This is a genomic window from Paenibacillus sp. FSL F4-0122, assembly GCF_038002845.1.
GTDB lineage: Bacteria > Bacillota > Bacilli > Paenibacillales > Paenibacillaceae > Paenibacillus_AQ > Paenibacillus_AQ odorifer.
Genome location: NZ_JBBODI010000001.1, coordinates 4812204 through 4830174 on the forward strand (window position 1 = coordinate 4812204; position 17971 = coordinate 4830174).

General features: G+C 45.1%; 16 protein-coding genes. 12 read left to right on the top strand and 4 right to left on the bottom strand.

What is annotated here, in order from left to right; all coding sequences use genetic code 11:
- Positions 1 to 705: 705 nt before the first annotated feature.
- Both MHH49_RS20890 and MHH49_RS20895 read right to left on the bottom strand, forming a co-directional pair.
- Positions 706 to 1452, bottom strand: a complete 747-nt coding sequence (locus MHH49_RS20890) for an RluA family pseudouridine synthase (RefSeq protein ID WP_036685716.1) — start codon at positions 1450 to 1452, stop codon at positions 706 to 708.
- A gap of 3 nt (positions 1453 to 1455) precedes the next feature.
- A complete protein-coding gene (locus MHH49_RS20895) occupies positions 1456 to 2319 on the bottom strand; it encodes a class I SAM-dependent methyltransferase (RefSeq protein ID WP_036685718.1) in 864 nt (287 codons plus the stop codon).
- 231 nt (positions 2320 to 2550) lie between these two features.
- Between MHH49_RS20895 and MHH49_RS20900 the strand changes: the two genes are divergently transcribed.
- From MHH49_RS20900 to MHH49_RS20915, 4 genes are all read left to right on the top strand, one after another.
- Complete coding sequence (locus MHH49_RS20900) at positions 2551 to 3381, top strand: AraC family transcriptional regulator (protein ID WP_036685720.1); 831 nt, start codon at positions 2551 to 2553, stop codon at positions 3379 to 3381.
- Positions 3382 to 3466: 85 nt separating this feature from the next.
- Positions 3467 to 3832, top strand: a complete 366-nt coding sequence (locus MHH49_RS20905; RefSeq protein ID WP_036685723.1) for a VOC family protein — start codon at positions 3467 to 3469, stop codon at positions 3830 to 3832.
- Between the two features lie 171 nt (positions 3833 to 4003).
- A complete protein-coding gene (locus MHH49_RS20910; RefSeq protein WP_036685726.1) occupies positions 4004 to 4456 on the top strand; it encodes a flavodoxin in 453 nt (150 codons plus the stop codon).
- 1 nt (position 4457) lies between these two features.
- On the top strand, positions 4458 to 5225 hold the full coding sequence (locus tag MHH49_RS20915) for a hypothetical protein (RefSeq protein ID WP_051491404.1): 768 nt from the start codon (positions 4458 to 4460) through the stop codon (positions 5223 to 5225).
- 97 nt (positions 5226 to 5322) lie between these two features.
- Here MHH49_RS20915 and MHH49_RS20920 read toward each other — a convergent pair whose 3' ends face one another.
- Positions 5323 to 6168 (bottom strand): GNAT family N-acetyltransferase, encoded by an 846-nt coding sequence (locus tag MHH49_RS20920; protein ID WP_036685729.1) that lies wholly within the window; start codon positions 6166 to 6168, stop codon positions 5323 to 5325.
- Positions 6169 to 6250: 82 nt separating this feature from the next.
- Positions 6251 to 6544 carry a GNAT family N-acetyltransferase gene (locus MHH49_RS20925; protein ID WP_036685732.1) on the bottom strand — a complete coding sequence of 98 codons (294 nt, stop codon included), beginning with the start codon at positions 6542 to 6544 and terminating at the stop codon, positions 6251 to 6253.
- A gap of 1635 nt (positions 6545 to 8179) precedes the next feature.
- On the opposite strand from MHH49_RS20925, the gene MHH49_RS20930 reads away from it, so the two are divergent.
- The 8 genes from MHH49_RS20930 to MHH49_RS20965 all read left to right on the top strand — a co-directional run bounded on the left by MHH49_RS20930 (position 8180) and on the right by MHH49_RS20965 (position 17966).
- Complete coding sequence (locus tag MHH49_RS20930; protein WP_038572383.1) at positions 8180 to 9082, top strand: ArsR/SmtB family transcription factor; 903 nt, start codon at positions 8180 to 8182, stop codon at positions 9080 to 9082.
- Between the two features lie 233 nt (positions 9083 to 9315).
- A complete protein-coding gene (locus tag MHH49_RS20935) occupies positions 9316 to 11064 on the top strand; it encodes an ABC transporter substrate-binding protein (protein ID WP_341043069.1) in 1749 nt (582 codons plus the stop codon).
- 64 nt (positions 11065 to 11128) lie between these two features.
- Entirely contained in the window at positions 11129 to 12082 is a 954-nt protein-coding gene (locus MHH49_RS20940) for an ABC transporter permease (RefSeq protein ID WP_076130810.1), read from the top strand.
- A 16-nt stretch (positions 12083 to 12098) separates the two neighbouring features.
- On the top strand, positions 12099 to 13022 hold the full coding sequence (opp4C, locus tag MHH49_RS20945) for an oligopeptide ABC transporter permease (protein WP_036685740.1): 924 nt from the start codon (positions 12099 to 12101) through the stop codon (positions 13020 to 13022).
- An 11-nt stretch (positions 13023 to 13033) separates the two neighbouring features.
- A complete protein-coding gene (locus MHH49_RS20950) occupies positions 13034 to 14017 on the top strand; it encodes an ABC transporter ATP-binding protein (protein WP_341043070.1) in 984 nt (327 codons plus the stop codon).
- On the top strand, positions 14010 to 14975 hold the full coding sequence (locus MHH49_RS20955) for an ABC transporter ATP-binding protein (RefSeq protein ID WP_036685744.1): 966 nt from the start codon (positions 14010 to 14012) through the stop codon (positions 14973 to 14975). Before MHH49_RS20950 ends, MHH49_RS20955 begins: the two co-directional genes overlap by 8 nt.
- Positions 14976 to 15185: 210 nt before the next feature.
- On the top strand, positions 15186 to 15794 hold the full coding sequence (locus MHH49_RS20960) for a 50S ribosomal protein L25 (protein ID WP_051491406.1): 609 nt from the start codon (positions 15186 to 15188) through the stop codon (positions 15792 to 15794).
- A 324-nt stretch (positions 15795 to 16118) separates the two neighbouring features.
- A complete protein-coding gene (locus MHH49_RS20965) occupies positions 16119 to 17966 on the top strand; it encodes a fibronectin type III domain-containing protein (protein WP_076179824.1) in 1848 nt (615 codons plus the stop codon).
- The last annotated feature ends 5 nt before the right edge of the window (positions 17967 to 17971 follow it).

Sequence of the window (17971 nt, forward strand, 5' to 3'; positions counted from 1 at the left end):
AGCAAATAGCTTTGCTGTATCACTAGTGCATTTAGAGTATGTAGAAGCATTTAGAGGATGTAGAAGCATTTAGAGTGTTAGAAGTATTTAGAGTATGTAGAAGCATTTAGAGTGTTTTAGAGCAATTAGAGGCACCTAGATGAATCTAGATGCATTTAGTTGTATTTTGTACAGCTATTGTTTGCTAATTACTCGATTGATGAAATATAACTGTATTTTATACAACTATTTTCTTGATTTACTTCTCTTTTTGCAGTTTCCCTGATTTTTAATTGTAAAAAGTACACTTAAAATCCGATCTACTGCTTTTTTATTCGGAATAAGTGTATAGAATGCAGTTATCTTACTTTTCATTTCAGATTCCATCTAGGATCCACTGCTGAACCACTGCTGAACCACTGCTGAACCACTGCTGAACCACTGCTGATCCTCAGCTAAACTGAGCGGGTTACCGTTAGCTAAGTTCAGGCTGGAAGGGATGTTTAATTTCGAAAGGATGTTTAATCTCAAAGGGATATTCAATGCCCGGCTGGAATAATCGGACTAAGCATATCCTGCGGAGCTAGGAAGAACACTCCAACGTGGACCCTCTTCCCATAGTCTGTTCAAGTAGCAGACGCAGAACCAAAAACGAGGCAGTGATTCTCCACTAACCGGAGAATCACTGCCTCGTTTTTATCGTTTCAATGCCTAGAAACGGCTGCTTTAGAACAGCCCTTTTTTTAGTGTTTCCCGCGGCCACAGATCCCAAGGATGGGTTTGTGGGGGCAGAGAGATGAGTTCCACTTCTTCTTTAGTAACAGGGTGAGGGAATCCTACAAGTGCTGACCATAACGCAATTTGTTGCCCCGGTCTGTTCACTGAAGCCCCGTACTTCTGATCACCGTATAATGGGCAGCCGATCGAACTTAGCTGCACCCGAATTTGGTGGGAACGGCCTGTAAGTAAATCAATCTTAAGCAGGCTGTATCCTTCTGCACTGTCAAGAACTGTGTAATCCAGAATTGCTTCCTTGCCGCCGGGAGTTCCTTTTCGAACCACAGTGACGGTGTTACTCTTTGCGTCTTTAAGCAGCGTATCTGTAAGACGGCCACGAGTGGCTGGCGGTTTACCATGCACGACTGTTAAATACACCTTATGAAAGCCGTGAGTACGGACACTCTCGGATAGTCTTGAAGCCGCTTTGGAAGTCTTGGCAAAAATCATTGCTCCCCCAACCGGTCGATCCAAACGGTGGACCAGACCGATATAGACGTTGCCGGGTTTGTTGAAACGTTCCTTCACATCTTCTTTCAGCAGGTTCAGCAGGTCAGGATCGCCTGTTGCATCCTCCTGAACAGGAATATTCACGGGTTTTACAATCCCCAGAAGATGGTTGTCTTCGTACAACACTTCAAAGCGTTGTGATCCGCCGCTTACAGCCTCATTGTTGCCGGAACTATGCTGTGTCATGGCTTACGCCTCCCAGCGACCCAGGATACCACATGGCAGATTCATGCCGGAGGAGGTGATCGGAAGACCGATTTCGCCGGAGGTAAGCTTTCCGCCATAACGTTTGCCCATGGTCATGGACAACATGTTGCGCAGTACAGTTGGAGAAATTCCTGTGGTGTAGGAATTAATGAGCATGAACAAAGGGTTGTCGCTCATAATCTCCATACAGCTCTCAAGGAAAGGATACAAGCTTGATTCAAGCTTCCACATTTCTCCACCAGGTCCTCTTCCGTAAGAAGGAGGGTCCATAATAATCGCATCATATTTACTTCCGCGGCGTTGTTCACGTTGTACGAACTTGAATACATCATCCGTGATAAAGCGGACTGGACGTTCTCCAAGACCAGACAGCTGAACGTTTTCTTTCGCCCACTGCACCATACCTTTGGCTGCATCTACGTGAACGACAGACGCACCGGCACTCGCCGCTGCCACAGTAGCTCCACCTGTGTAAGCAAAAAGATTCAGCACTGAGATTGGACGGTTAGCCGCTGCAATCTTGTCCATCATCCAGCTCCAGTTGGCTGCTTGTTCCGGGAATAGTCCTGTATGCTTGAAGTTTGTAGGACGTAAGTGGAATTTTAATTTACCATAGCTAATCTTCCAATCGTCCGGAATGGTTTTTTTCATTTCCCATTGTCCGCCACCAGCGGAGGAACGGTGATAATGTCCGTGCACATCACGCCATTTAGCGGTCTCATTATTTAGAGGCCAAATAATCTGTGGATCAGGACGACGCAAGATAATATCGCCCCAGCGTTCGAGCTTCTCTCCACCGCCTGTATCAATTACTTCATAGTCTTTCCAATCGCTCGCTATATACATGATTTAATCCATCCTTCAAAAAAATTCATTTAGCCTTTATTGTACAACATTTCACCTGATTGCTACAAACAAATTACGCCTCAGCCAGCTTCACCAATTATTTTGTCCAATGCTAATGAGGTGTATAATATTCCCATGCTTATGCGGCTATTCAACTGGTGCTGCAAGACTTGATTGTGTATGATCAGATAGTAGAGTTCTTACCCTATTTACGATCGGAGAACTAAAGCTATGTTCAATCTCTCACCGCTGTATTTCCCTATAACTGCAAAACCCAACCACACTAGTGAGTTTCTGCCCAGCCATGCCTTGCAGCCGTTTATTCGCTGTTTTTGGGGTTCTGTAGATGTGGAGTCTATACAACAACCTGAGACGGAGACAATAATTCCGGATACCTGTATGGATATTATTTGGGATTTGGATAGAGAATCAGGCAATACAAACACTTTTTTCTCCGGTATCAATGACACTCCATTTGAAGTCTCTTCAGACGGAAAGCCAGGGGGGAGTTCAACCTTTGGTATCCGGTTTCATTTCTGGGCGGTTCATTTTTTTGCAGATGATCATCTGCGGAATGTCTTGAATGCACATGTCGATGTAGAACATTATTTTGGCACTTTTAAAAAAGAGCTTGGTCATCTATTGGAGAAAGTAAACTCGATGGACGAAAGGATTGCAGCCGCTGAAGCCTATCTGCTTCGTCGTCTTGAGCGTAGAGGGCGGACTAACAATCGGATGATGAACGCAGTCTATACTATGGTTAAACAAAAAGGGATTGTGACCGCAGAGGATTTGGAGACCAGTTCTAATTTAAGCAGACGACAACTTGAACGGCTTTTTCAAGAATATATAGGTGTATCGCCCAAAAAAACAGCAGATCTCGTGCGGTTTCAGAATGTATGGCGGGAGATGTGTCATTTACCTGGGCAGACAAAGAATATGCAGGATCTTATTTTCGCGTATGGTTACAGTCACCAGTCCCATTTTATCAATAATTTCAAAAAATATGCAGGAAGAACCCCACTTGAAGCCTTGGTCTATGCAGGCCGAAGAATGTCGTAATTTTGCAATACAAAGCGTGTTAACCTTGTTAGACTAAACCCATGTAAGAAATGAGACATATTATGAAAATGAGAGGGGACAAGTTATGATTTCGTCTTTTGAAGGGACTAACATTTACACTAAAGATACTGCGGTGTCAGCTAAATTTTATACGGAGGTACTAGGAATTCCTATGCCTTTCGAAGGCTACGGTAATTTCGACGGGGCAAAGCTTGGTTTTGACAAGAAACAGCCGGGAATTATTATTTGGGATGCTGCAAAGTGGGAAAATCTTACGACAGGTTTTGTTAATTTAGTATTCGGCTGTGATAATCTTGATGAGACATACGAGCAGTTGAAAGCTAAGGGACTGGATTGTCAGCCACCTGTTACGATGGAATATGGCGGTAAAGAAATGAATTTTCGTGATCCTGATGGGAATCACATAACCTTGCTGGAAGGTGCTTATTAAGCTTCTTTTTAAGAAAAATGAGACGGTGCGCAAACTTCAACCGTGTGTAATAACGGGGAGTTTGCGTTTTTTTAACTTTATTTATTGACAATGATAATCATTATCAAATAGAATGAGGTGAAGCGTATATGATTTAAATTTAAGGTGTTAGTAGGGGAGGAACAGGAGTTTATGGCTAAAGTGCTTGTGGCATATGCTAGTTTAACTGGCAACACTGAAGAAATGGCTGAATTGATTGTAGAAGGAATACGCCAAGCAGGCGGTGAGGCTGTTTTGAAGTCGGTCACTGAATGTAATGCGATTGAGATAAAATCATATGAAGGCGTTCTGCTAGGGGCATATACTTGGGGAGACGGAGAGTTGCCGGATGAATCTCTTGATTTCTATGAGGAGATGGATGAACTTGATTTGACTGCCATGAAGTCAGCAGTTTTTGGTAGTGGGGATACAGGCTACGCCATTTATTGTGGGGCAGTGGATGTTATCGAGGAGAAGTTAAAGGAGCGTGGAGCAGTCATTTTGCAAGATAGCCTAAAGATTGAGTATGGCCCTAATGCTGCCGAAAAAGAAGCCTGCCGTCAATTCGGCCGTCAATTTATCGAAGTCTGTATGGCGGTAACCTAAGATGGGTGGGCCAGTGGGAAGTTGGTTTAACAAACCAAGGGATGTACATACCCCTCCGTATAAACGGCTGCACGATTATCGCATGGAGCATATTATGCTGGGCGGGACTGAGAATTTAGCTAGCGGAGCTCCAGCGACGGGGCTCCCACGCTGGCGCCAGCAGGTTCAATATGCTGTGGGGCATACACTTAATGACTTCTATAGTCTGCTGCCGGAAGTGCGAAGAGAGACACCTATACAATTTCTGTTAGAACGCCGGTGGCCTCCTAGGGGAGATGCTTTTCCCTCCCTTTTGCAATATTGGGATATCAAAACGAGTGTAGCTGATGAGCTTATGCGTATCGTTTCAAGCAATCATCTACAGGAGATTCCAGTGATGTTATATGAACAGTGGCATGTCCCAGTTCCAGCGCTGAATTTGGAGTTATCGATGATTACGCAGCTGGCTTGGAACTCTTCAAAAAGTGGCCGGAGCGTGAACATTCAGAAGTTTATGGTTAATGGCAATGAGGATATCATCACTGGATTTATGCATATGGCCAATGTTTTTTGCCATCATGCTTATGGTGAGCCAGCGGAGACCGTGGAAGTTTTCTCGCTGCTGGATGGACGTAAATACTGCTTTGCTGGAGAGGCAATCTCGCTTATGGAGTCACTGGATTATGTGCGTTTGTTATCCGTATTTCTTGAGCGTGAAGTGTTAGCTGACGGTTCCTTAAGCTGCAGCGATCGTAGAAATGAGAGAGGCGAAGCGAATTATTTACTATAATAAATATAGACCTCCTTATCTGCAGGTTAGAACACCAGCAAGTAAGGAGGTCTTATTGTTACTGCTTTATTAAAATCTCAAGAGTTAGGTCGGGGGATTAGCCGATAAATCGGTAATAATCCTGTTTATTCTGAATGACAAAGCCGCAGCTCTCATACAGCTTAAGTGCATTGGGATTATCCAGTGCGACCTCCAGATTTACACCATTATAATTTTGGCGCTCTCGTTCGATGGTCTGAAGAAGGGCGCTGCGGCCAATGCCAAGCCCACGTAGCTTTTTGTCGACTGTAAATCCATAGATCCAGGATTCATTATCTTCAGTCCACACTCGCATTTTCCCAACAGGCCTGCCGTCCATCTCGATCATAATATTCTCTTGCATACCTTCCTGTTTGTGCAACTCATACTGCTCGGCAGCATCTTCTGTCTTCATATCAAAACCTCCACAATCCAGTTCGACCAGAATGTGTGCCTCTTCTTCACGAGCTGGCCGTAAGACCACAGTCCCTGTTGCTGAGCTAACATCAGAAGAAACCATGGAATTCCCATCCCATTTCATTTGATATTCAGCGTGATTGAACTGTAGAGGCAAGGTTTGCAGGAAAGCAGTTCCAGATGAAGAAGCGGCGGGTGCATTTAGAAGAAGAGTAGAGACTTTATTGCGTTTGATTATGGTTTGTGCTCGGTTCCACAGAGAGGTGAAGATTCCGCGTCGACGGTAGCCTGGCCGAACCATGCCACAGACCTCCATATCGCTTCCAAAACCATAGAGTCCCAAGAAACCGACCAGTAATTCGTCCTCATAAGTCACAAGCCATTCCGTATCACCTGCGCTTGATGGCTGGCGGAGCATATCCCAATTCAGTTTTAATGAGATTCCTTCATATTGCTCACAGCGTTGTTGCAATTCCTCAATATTCTTAAAAGTGTCGGCAGTCGTCAAACCCGTTTCCCCCTAAAGTGTATTTGAACTATTATAAGTTCGCATAGTTACTAAAAAAGCTTCGCGGAAACGGGAGCAGGTTTTAAGCTCTCCCGCCAGTATTCCCGCTCAGCACGTCTTTGTACTCCGGGTGCTTCTCAAATTGATGCGCAGCATAGGAGCACACGGGTACAATTTTTAAATTCTCATTCCGAGCCTTGTCCACAACAGCACGTACAAGCTCTTGTCCAGTACCTTGACCGCGCAGTTCTTCGGAGACACGAGTGTGGTCAATGACCAATTCCCCGGTTTCTTTATCCAAACTGTATGTGATTTCGGCAAGGTCTTTACCGTCATTAGCAACAAAAAAACGTCCGTTTTCATTTTGAATTTGCATCTTATGGCTTCACTCCTAATTAGTTATTGCCTATATTTTACTACCATGAATTGCAAAAAGCGAGGAACGAACCAGATTGATTGTTCTTCGGGCTGAATGTTGCTTTCCTTGTTACCCGTGGATCGCTGCGCTGTATTTTTTGTTCATGTGGGCAACTTGGTCAAGCAGAATATAGCAAGTGAGAGTTAACTAACCTCGAGTATTTGTTTTGGTAAGCTGAAAACTGGGAACGCTGGGAACGCTGGGAACACTGGGAACGCTGGGAACGCTGGGAACGCTGGGAACGCTGGGAACGCTGGGAACGCTGGAATGCTGGGAATGCTGGGAACGCTAGGAACGCTGGAATCCCGGAACCTCAGAACCTCAGAACGCTGGAACCATGGAACCCCCGAACCCTTGGAACCTCGGAACCTCAGAACGCTGGAACCATGGAACCCCGAACCCTTAACTCTCGCTTGTCCTAATCTCTGCGGAATCTAACGGACCCAATTGACGCTATTTGCACATTTTTAGTCATTTGTGCAAAGTTTCGGACCCCAGTGCAGCTATTCCTTTGGAATAGGCGCGAAATAGGCATTTTTAATGCCCATAGCGCCTATGGAGTCCGATAACATGCTGAAAATGGGATAATACTGCGAATACGGTCAACTGTGTCCGATAGCGTAGGATCCTAATCCGCCGCAGAAGCTTACGGACCAGAGTCCTAATCCCCCGCTGATGCTTACGGTCCAGAATCCTAATTCCCCACTGATGCTTAGGGACCCAGCAGACGCTATTTGCACATATTTAGCCTTTTGAGTAAAGTTTCGGACCCCAGTGCAGCTATTCCTTTGGAATAGGCACGAAATAGGCCTATTTTATGCCCATAGCGCCTATGGAGTCCGATAGCATGCTGAAAAGAGGATAATACTGCAAATAAGGTCAACTGTGTCCGATGGAAGAGTATCCTAATCTCCCGCAGGAGCTTACGGACCCAATAGACGTTATTTGCACAAGGTCAACTGACCGATGGAACAAAATCCTAAACCTCCGTAGAACCTCTCGGACCCAGCAGACGCTATTCGCACATATTTAGCCTTTTGAGTAAAGTTTCGGACCCCAGTGCAGCTATTCCTTTGGAATAGGCACGAAATAGGCATTTATAGTGTCAATAGCGCCTATGGAGTCCGATAGCACACAAAAAAGGGGATAATACTGCGAATAAGGTCCACTGTGTCCGATAGTGCAGAGTTTTGATCTCCCGCTGGAGATTACGGACCCAGCAGACGCTATTAGCACAAGGTCCACTGTGTCCGATAGAGCAGAGTCTTGATCTCCCGTTGGAGATTACGGACCCAGCAGACGCTATTAGCACAAGGTCAACTGAGTCCGATAGCGCAGAGTCCTGATCTCCCGCTGAAGCCTGCGGATCGAGCAGACGCTATTAGCACAAGCTCAGCTGTGTCCGATAGCGCCCACGCTCGCGGAAATGACAGCTAAATCAACGTGAAATGCAGAAAATTCGGTGCTGAAACAGCAGCTAATGAATTTTTATACACTCCCGTTTATAGAGTAGCTTGCGTATTCTCAGGATAATACAATAAGATTAAGAGAATATCTCACTACTGAAAAGAACCGCTAGCAGGAGGAATCATTGTGGAATACAAGGTTGAGGTTGAATTTGGATCGATTTATGAATTGTTGAACAGCTTACATACTTATCTCTGCAAAAAATCCTATAAGAAGATTGATTTAGGGGTAGCGTGGGCTAATGAAATTGAAAGCACGCTCAGTGAAGAGCTGTTATCCCGTCTGAAAGAAACCGAACTAAACAATGAGTGGAAAATGTTGAATCTGCTCATTTACTGTTGTCCATTTAAGGATGATGTAGACAGTGTGTTGAACTGGATTGAACGGTTATCGGTTGGTGAGTTATATGAGACCTTATCAAAATATGTAAAGGTATTTCCAAGCCATATGGAGGATTACCGTAACCGCGTAGTATTTTTACTTTCCGAGTGGAACCGCCAGTACTTTAGCCAATGCAATCCTGCGATTTTGAGCAAACTGCAGCAGCATGCGGATTCGAAGAACACGGAGCTTAATGAACTGGACACTGCGGATTTCGTGAACAAGACGACCAACGGATTTTACTTCATGCCTACGGATGGGCTTAAGAAGCTCGTACTGATTCCACAGTATCATTTTCAGCCTGCTAATATTATCTATTGCTATGGGGAATTAACGATCTGCCATTATGCGGCGTGGATATCGATGGAGAATGAGGAAATCTCCCCTTTTATGTACAGAGCGATCCGTAGTCTGAGTGAAAAAAGCCGGCTAAAAATCCTCCAAGCCCTTAGTGATGGCCGTAAGACGTTTACCGAAATTGTTAAGCATGCGGGGATCTCGAAGGGGATTGTGCATGATCATATTTTTAATCTTCGTTGTGCAGGTTTGCTTCATGCCTATATTGAAGGAGAGAATGTCACCGGATACAGTCTGCGTCTTGAAGGTATTCATCGGATGAATGAGCAGCTATTCGAGTATTTGAAATAATGATTTTGAAAAAAAATAACCGTCTGAAAGCCAGGGCTTCTCTTATGCAGAGAGGGGTTTTGGCTTTTTTATTTGTTTTAATTATCGCCTAATTCTGTTTATGGAGAATTTTTTTGAAGTTCTCTCTTTACAGAACTCGAAAACCTTTCTATAATGAACATCAGATGTTATTCATACTTAACGGGTAGGAATTATAGTTATTATTCTATCAGAGAGAAAAGGGAGATAGGTACATGAGAAAAAATGCGATTGTAATCACTTCATTACTGCTTACGGGGTCACTGTTACTTTCTGCTTGCGCTAACAACAGTAATAACGAATCCTCATCCGCAAACAATGCGGCTGCAGGGACTAATTCAACCAATGTGGAAGCAACCACTGCACCAGAGATTGTTACTGCGGGTGCTCTAAGCGAACCTTTTACTGCCACGGATTTATCCAAACTTCCAGCGGTGGCCCAGAAACGTACAGATACCATTATCGTCGGGCTTACGGACCCAAGCGGAGCGTTCACTCCTTATTTTCAACAAAGTGGTTATGATGGCAATGTCTCTTCACTGCTATACGCTTCTCTCGTAACTGTTGATGACAAAGGCGTTCCAACGCCGGAGCTTGCGGAGAGCTGGGATGTTTCAGATGATCAGCTTACATACACGTTCCACTTGAGAAAAGATTTGAAATTCAGCGACGGTTCACCGTTAACAGCGGATGATGTGGCATTTACATGGACGATCCAATACGACAAATCGTATGACGGTAGCTCCCAGCTTCCATCGCTAAATGTTAAAGGCGGCAAAGCCTACAAGGAAGGTACATCCCCTACAGTTGAGGGCATTAAAGTAATTGATCCACAGACGATCTCAGCAACCCTTGAGCAACCGAACGCAACGGCACTAGTACAGCTCGGCTCGAACGTACTGTCGAAAGCTTACTATGGCAAGGACTATAAAATTGGAAATCTTGAATACATTAAAAAGCTACATGAGAAGCCACTTGGCGATGGACCTTACAAGCTGGAGAAATTTATTCCTGGTCAAGAAGTGCGTTTTGTAGCGAATGAGAATTATTTCAAAGGTAAACCAAAGACGGAGCATTTCATCTACAAAACTACGGAAGGCGACGTGTGGCAGTTCGTAGAAACTGGTGAAGTGGACTACGCTTCCTTTAGTGCGACAGACGAGAATATCGAGAAGCTGAAAGCACTCGGTTTTGTGAATATTATTCCTTACACTCCAAGTACCTATGGTTACTTGCAAGTTAACCTGAAGCATGAGCAGCTCAAGGATAAGCTTGTACGTCAAGCTATTGTGTACGGTTTGGATCGTCAGAGTATTTATGTGGATGCAGCACAAGGTGCAGGTTCTATTGCCAACATCCCGGCATCGCCGATTTCCTGGTCTTACACTGAGGAAGGTATTAATCCTTACAAATATGATCCGGAAAAAGCAAAACAATTACTCGATGAAGCTGGCTGGACGGTAGGCGCGGGGGGGATCCGTGAAAAAGATGGCAAACCGCTGTCCATCCATTACCTCGGTTCGAAGAGTAAAAACACAGATATTTTCATCGCTGTAGCTAAAGAGAATTTTGAAGCGCTGGGTATCGAATTCCAGCCTGAGGTTTTCGCAGACTTTAACTCACTGGTATCGAAAGTAGAAGGTGGGGACTACGATCTCGTATCCTTCTCCACAAGCATGTTGACTGATCCGTCTGACGGGTTCATGCAATTCTTCGATGGAGAAATCACGGATTATGACAATCCGAAATTCCTGGAGCTGTACAACAAAGCCTTGGCCACTACTGATATTGAGGCACGCAAAGCGGTATATAAAGAGCTGTATCAGCTTTTCAATGATGAACTGCCTATTATTTTTACAAGTTATAAAAAGACAGTATACGCCTATAACGGACGTATTGAGAATCTATCGGTCAGCCCGTTCATCGGTCTTGCTGGCAGTCTGCCAACTTGGAGCCTGAAATAAATAAACCAGTGTCCCCTGCCCTGACTGGATTCAAGGGCAGGGGACGAATCATAAGGAGTCTGTCATGAGCGCTTATTTATCGAAAAGACTGTTGTACATGGTCATCATCTTATTTGCGGCATCATTATTGATCTTCTGTCTGTATGCTTCAACTCCCGGTGATTTCATAACCGGAAATATTAAATTGACCGCTGAACGCAAAGCTGAGCTTCGTGAAATCTACGGCTTAAACAAGCCTGTGCTTGAACGGTATGGGATCTGGATGAAGAATGCGCTGCATGGTGATTTCGGGTATTCCTTAGCTCAACAAAAGCCTGTGCTGCAGCTTTTTAATGATTATATTTGGAATTCCTTTTTGCTGGCTGCCGTATCTACGTTTCTAACGTGGGTGATTGCGGTCATTATTGGCGTCATCTCTGCCTATAAGCAATATTCCTGGTTCGATACACTCGTGATGATCGCTATATTTGCAGCAATGTCGCTGCCGTCATTTTTTATAGGCTTATTCCTAATCAAAATCCTGGCCGTCGATCTCAAGTGGCTGCCTCCAGGTGGAATAATCACCACGGGGAGTAATGCTACGGGTTTGGCTTACTTTAAGGAGATCGTAACGCATATGACCCTTCCGGTTGTAGTTATGACCCTTCTGGGATTAGGTTCGCTCACCCGTTATTTCCGCAGCAATATGATTGATGTCTTAAAACAGGATTATATCCGTACGGCACGCGCCAAAGGCCTAAAAGAACGCAAGGTGCTCTTTACACACGCCTTACGTAATGCCTTGCTGCCCGCAATTACACTGGTTGGTTTTGAGCTTCCAGCACTATTTGGCGGATCACTTATTATTGAGAAAATATTCAATTGGCCTGGGATTGGCCAACTGTATATGCAGTCCTTCGGACTAAGGGATTATCCTTTGCTGATGGGCTTTACGATGTTTATTGCCATACTTACCGTCATAGGAACGTTGCTTTCGGATGTTTTGTACCGGATTGCCGATCCTAGAGTTCGGCTATAGAGAGGAGGAAGCTGACGTGGCAGTTCAAAGTAATGTAGCTGGGATCGCGAAGCCGCAGACCACCAAAGGAAAATCCTCTTTATTCCGGCAATCCATGCGGAGGTTGCTAAAGAACAAGCTGGCGGTATCCGGATTTGTGGTGGTGATCTTTATGTTTGCGCTTTGTTTTATTGGTCCGCTGTTCTCACCTTATACGGATAACAAAATTAATATGGCTATGATGAACAAGGCACCCAATATGAAGCATTGGCTGGGCACTGATGCATTGGGCAGAGATATTCTGACCCGGGTAATGCAGGCGGGGCGCATTTCACTGACCGTAGGACTAGCATCAATGGTTCTTTCGGTGTTCATCGGTGCTCTTTTGGGGGCTATTGCTGGGTATTACCGCGGTATTGCCGATCAAATCATTATGCGGATTGCAGATCTTTTATTGACGGTCCCGAGTCTGCCACTGCTCTTTATTTTTGGTGCGTTATTATCGGAGTGGAAGATTCCAACGGATTATCGGATGTATATCGTTATGCTGATGCTTAGTATTGTTAGCTGGCCGGGTATGGCACGTATGGTACGGGGGCAAATGCTTAGCCTGCGTGAACGTGAGTTTATGCAGGCGGCGGTAGTATTAGGCCTCCGTGACCGACGTAAATTATTTAATCATTTGCTGCCGAATATCGTTCCGTTACTGATCGTTATGGCTACACTTAACATCGGTGGCGCTATATTGAGTGAATCGGTTCTTAGCTTTTTTGGGCTAGGTGTTATGCCGCCAACTCCAACCTGGGGCAATATGATTGATGCTGCGAATAATATGATCGACTTTCAGGATCGGCCGTGGCTGTGGATTCCACCAGGGTTATCGATTTTTGCGACAGTGATCGCGATCAATATCTTTGGAGACGGACTCCGGGACGTGCTTGATCCTAAACAGAAGAGGTAGGTGACCCTCAGATGAGTGATTTAATGAATATAGACGGTCTAAGTACATACTTCTTCACGGAAGAAGGAAAAGTGAAAGCCGTTGATGATGTAAGCTTCCGTGTTCGCGAGGGAGAGACGGTATGTATCGTTGGAGAATCGGGCTGCGGCAAAAGCGTGACCGCGATGTCCATCATGGGGCTTGTTGAGGAACCCGGGGGCAAGGTAGCCCAAGGGAAAATTGATTTTCAGGGTGAGGATTTGTTGAAAATGAACAAAAACACACTGCGAACCATCCGCGGGAATGAAATCGCGATGATCTTTCAGGAGCCCATGTCCTCCCTTAATCCTGTAATCAAGATCGGTGAGCAAATCATGGAGCCGCTGATTGTACATCTGAAGATGAACAAGAAACAGGCGCGTATCCGGGCGATTGAACTGATTAAGCAGGTAGGCATATCACGACCAGAGCAAATTGCTGATAGTTACCCGCATGAATTAAGTGGAGGTATGCTGCAGCGGATCATGATTGCTATTGCCATTGCCTGCAGTCCAAAACTTTTGATTGCTGATGAACCGACCACGGCGCTGGATGTAACGATTCAAGCGCAAATTCTGGATATGCTGCGTGAAATTAAAGATAGCTCGGGCATGTCCATTCTACTAATCACCCATGATCTTGGCGTAGTGGCAGAGATGGCCGATTATGTGATTGTTATGTATTCCGGAAAGATTGTGGAGGAGGGGGAAGTTGTTGAATTGTTCAACAACCCCAAACATCCCTATACAAAAGGGCTGCTCAAATCGAAGCCGGTAATCAATCAGCGACAGGATGAGCTGTATTCCATTCCAGGTCAAGTGCCAAATCCGCTTGAGCTGGTGCCCTCTTGTTATTTTCATGACCGCTGTGAGCATTGCATGCCTGTATGTGTCAGCCAGCAGCCCCGGCTTAAAGAGGTGGCCAGCAGACAAAAGGTAGCTTGCTGGTTGTATGAGGAGGCGGTTGTTCATGCCTGAGGCACTGCTTGAGGTCAATCATTTAAAGAAATATTTCCCTGTTACTAAGGGGCTGCTTAACCGAACCGTTGGGCATGTAAAGGCTGTTGACGATATTAGCATCACACTTCAACCTGGGGAGACGTTTGGGCTTGTAGGGGAATCTGGGAGCGGCAAAAGTACAGTCGGACGGACGATTTTACGGCTAACGGATAAAACGGCAGGTGAGATCAAATTCAAAGGGATAGACATTCACTCCCTGTCTCCTGCTGAATTACGCAATATTAGGCCCCAAATGCAGTTGATCTTCCAAGATCCTTATAGCTCTCTTAACCCACGGGTTCGTATAGGTGATGCCATTGGTGAAGCTTTACTGGATCATGGTTTATGCTCAAGGTCCGAGGTGCGAGATCTGGTGCTTGAAGCGCTAGCGGCTTGCGGTTTATCTTCTTATCATATTGATCGCTTTCCGCATGAATTCTCCGGGGGGCAGCGGCAGCGGATCGGGATCGCCCGTGCGCTTGTTTTGAATCCTGAGCTGATCATTGCAGACGAACCAGTTTCAGCACTGGATGTTTCCATCCAAGCACAGATTATTAATTTATTCAGTAAGCTCCAGCAGAGTCGAGGGTTAACGTATTTGTTTATCTCCCATGACCTGAGTGTTGTGGAGCATTTGTGTTCAAGAATCGGTGTCATGTACCTGGGCTCTATGATGGAGACGGCTTCAAGAGATGAACTGTTTAAGAATCCGCTCCACCCGTATACCAAAGCGCTGCTGTCGGCTGTTCCGATTCCTATTCCAAAGCTGAAAAGGGAAAGGATTGTACTTAAGGGAGATATTCCGAGTCCGGTGAACCCGCCTTCTGGCTGTAAATTCCATACCCGTTGTCCCTTTGCGCAAGAGGTTTGCAGATCTGAAATCCCGGTATTTCGTGATGTTGGCAGTAACCATTTTGTAGCTTGTCATTTAGTTTGATAGTTGTCACAAATATAGCAATGATTTACTCCTAAGACATGAATAATTAATGTTGAATTGTATAATAATACAATTTGACCTTATTTTTGCCTGGGCTCAAAAGTCTTGAGAGGTTTCAAAGCCAGGTCAATGGGGTAATTAGAGAGTGGTTAGGTTAGGCGTACATATCTAATCGGTCTAGTATAAAATCCCTACTTAGGAGGAATCATCGTGAATACAACAGTACGTTTGACAGAAAGATCCGGCTCGACTTCTTCACAGCGCAGAAAAGGCTTTGTACCGGTAGTCGTGTACGGTGCAGGTTCAGATAGCCAGTCCTTTACAGCGGATGCTAAGACAATTTCAGGTATTTTAGCCAGCAACCCACGGGCTGTTCTTACTTTGGAATTGCCAGACTCGGGCAAAAAGAACGTGGTTATTCAAGAAATCCAACGTCAGCCAATATCCAAACAACTGCTGCACATTGATTTTCAGCAGATTGATATGAAGGCCAAATTGGATACAAAAGTAGCGTTCCACTTTACAGGTGAACCAGTAGGTGTGAAGAGCGGCGGTGTGCAACAAATTGAATTGCATGAGCTGGATATTCGCACACTTCCAGATAAAATAGCTGCATCCTTTGAAGTGGATATCAGTGGACTAGATATTGGTGATCAATTGCTGGTATCTGATTTGCCGAAGCATGAAGGCTGGGAAGTATTGACGCCTGAGGACACTTTGATTGTCCGTATTTCACCTCCAGCAGCGCAAGAGCCAACAGAAGAAGATACTGCTGAACCCGCTGCAGCTGAAACTGCTGGCGAAGATAAAGCAGAATAGTATAGAGATAAATAGTAAAGGGCAGATAGAATCCTTATAAAGGAGCTGTCTGCTCTTTTTGTTTTGCCTTCATAAATATGAATTCATAAAAAAGATGCTGGTCTTTCGTATGGTTTCTCAAATGGCAATTTTGGTTGTTTCGCCTCATTTAGTTAAAAATTTACATAAAATCGTTGACGAACGGGTTTCTAAGCCTGAAAATGAGGACAATTACCATGGTGAAATATTCAAAAGTCCCTGTTGTTGCTGTTTGAAAACGCTTTAGTTTTTATGCTTCAAAGAACTCTCATTGCCTAGTTCATCATGATTAAGAGGAGGAAAGTTATGAAGATGAGGAAGCTGTTTTCGATCTTAATGACAAGTTTGCTGGTGCTTGGGGTAGCTCTGCCCTTTGGTGGAAAAGCGAATGCAGATGCTGCAAGTGACGCTTCAAATCGTGCTTTAATCTGGTTGAAAGCCCAGCAGGATGCAACAGCGGGGTATGCTTTTGAGGGACTGGTAGATAGCTTTGAAGATTTCTGGGGACCGAACAACCCCAAACAGATTGTATACACGTATGATCAAGCGGTTGCAGCTATCGCCTTTATTGTAAAGGGTGAACGGACGCGGGCAGAGCAGGTTTTGAACAAAATGCGGGACATTCAAGATCCTTCCGGCTTCTGGCTGAATTCTTATTGGTATAACAACGGCTTCGGAGAAGAAATCCGTAAACATGTAGGACCCGTTGTATGGATGGCAATGGCTGCTATGGCTTATGAGAAGCAATATAATGATACACGGTATCGTCCGATGGCACTTAAAGCACTCGATTGGAGTTTACAGTATAAAAAGGCTAATGGCAGTATTGCAGGAGGATGGAGTGGTTGGAGTAATTCCGATGAGCCTTGGAGCTCAACCGAGCACAATATCGATATTTACCGGGTATTGCAGTATTATGCTTCGGTGGATTCCTCAAAGGCAGCGACTTATAACAGTGCGGCTTCTGGAGTCAAAACCTTCCTGGATAATTATGTGTGGGATGACACTGTCAAACGTTTCAAGGGGGGCTGGAAAAACGATACAAATCTGATCGACCCCAAAATACCTTTAGACGTGAACCCTTGGGGAGTGTTAGCTTTAGGCGTATCCGGGGCCCATAACTACGGCGCAAGCTTAACCTATGTGGAAAATGCCTCCGGCACCCCGGGAACACTAGCAAATCCGCGTTACAAGCAGACGCTTACTTACAATGATGCTGGGAATACGCTCACCGGATACGACTTTGACTGGACAGACGAAGTATTGCCGGCGTATGACGATAACGGAAATCAAATTGGCAATACGGGTGCTGACGTATGGTTTGAAGGAAGCGCATTCATGTCACTCGCTTATTATCTGCAAGGCAATGCCTCAAAGGCAGACGCCATTAATACAGAGATTATTAAAAAACAAGGCACAAGCGGTGCTTCGCTCGGGGGTATTCCCTACTCGCTGAAAGGGTCCAGCAACAGTTATTGGGTGATGGCGCAGCAAAACTGTGTTTCCAGCACAGGCTGGTTAATAATGTCCCTGCACCGGTTTAATCCATTCACAGGTCAATATTTGACGGGTGGTGGTAATACTGGGGATACAACCGCGCCAACCGCTCCCGCTAATCTAACGGTAACCAGTAAGACGGATACAGGAGTTAGCTTAACCTGGTCCGCTTCTACCGATAATGTTGGCGTTACAGGTTATATTGTTTATCGCGGAACACAGCAGGTGTCCACTGTGGGGGGAACTACAGCTACTGTTAGTGGACTTACTCCAAGCACAGCCTATACGTTTACAGTAAAAGCTACGGATGCAGCAGGTAATTTATCCTCCGCTAGTAATACCGCAACAGTTACTACTAATTCCACTGGAGGCAGCGGTGGCGGTGATCATGTGACGGCTGACTTTACAGCAGGGGTAACGAGACTTTCTGCTACAGAGGCGAGTATCTATATTACACCTGTAACCAGTGCTCTTTATGTAGATGTACATTACAAGATTAGCGGTGGTTCCCAGCTTAATTACCGGATGACTAATAACTCAGGAACATGGAAGCAGACGGTGAGTGGATTAAGCGCTGGCAGCAGTATTGAGTACTGGTTCACTTATGAGAAATCCGGCCTGCAATATGATTCAGCACATTATACTTTTGTTCAGTAAGATTA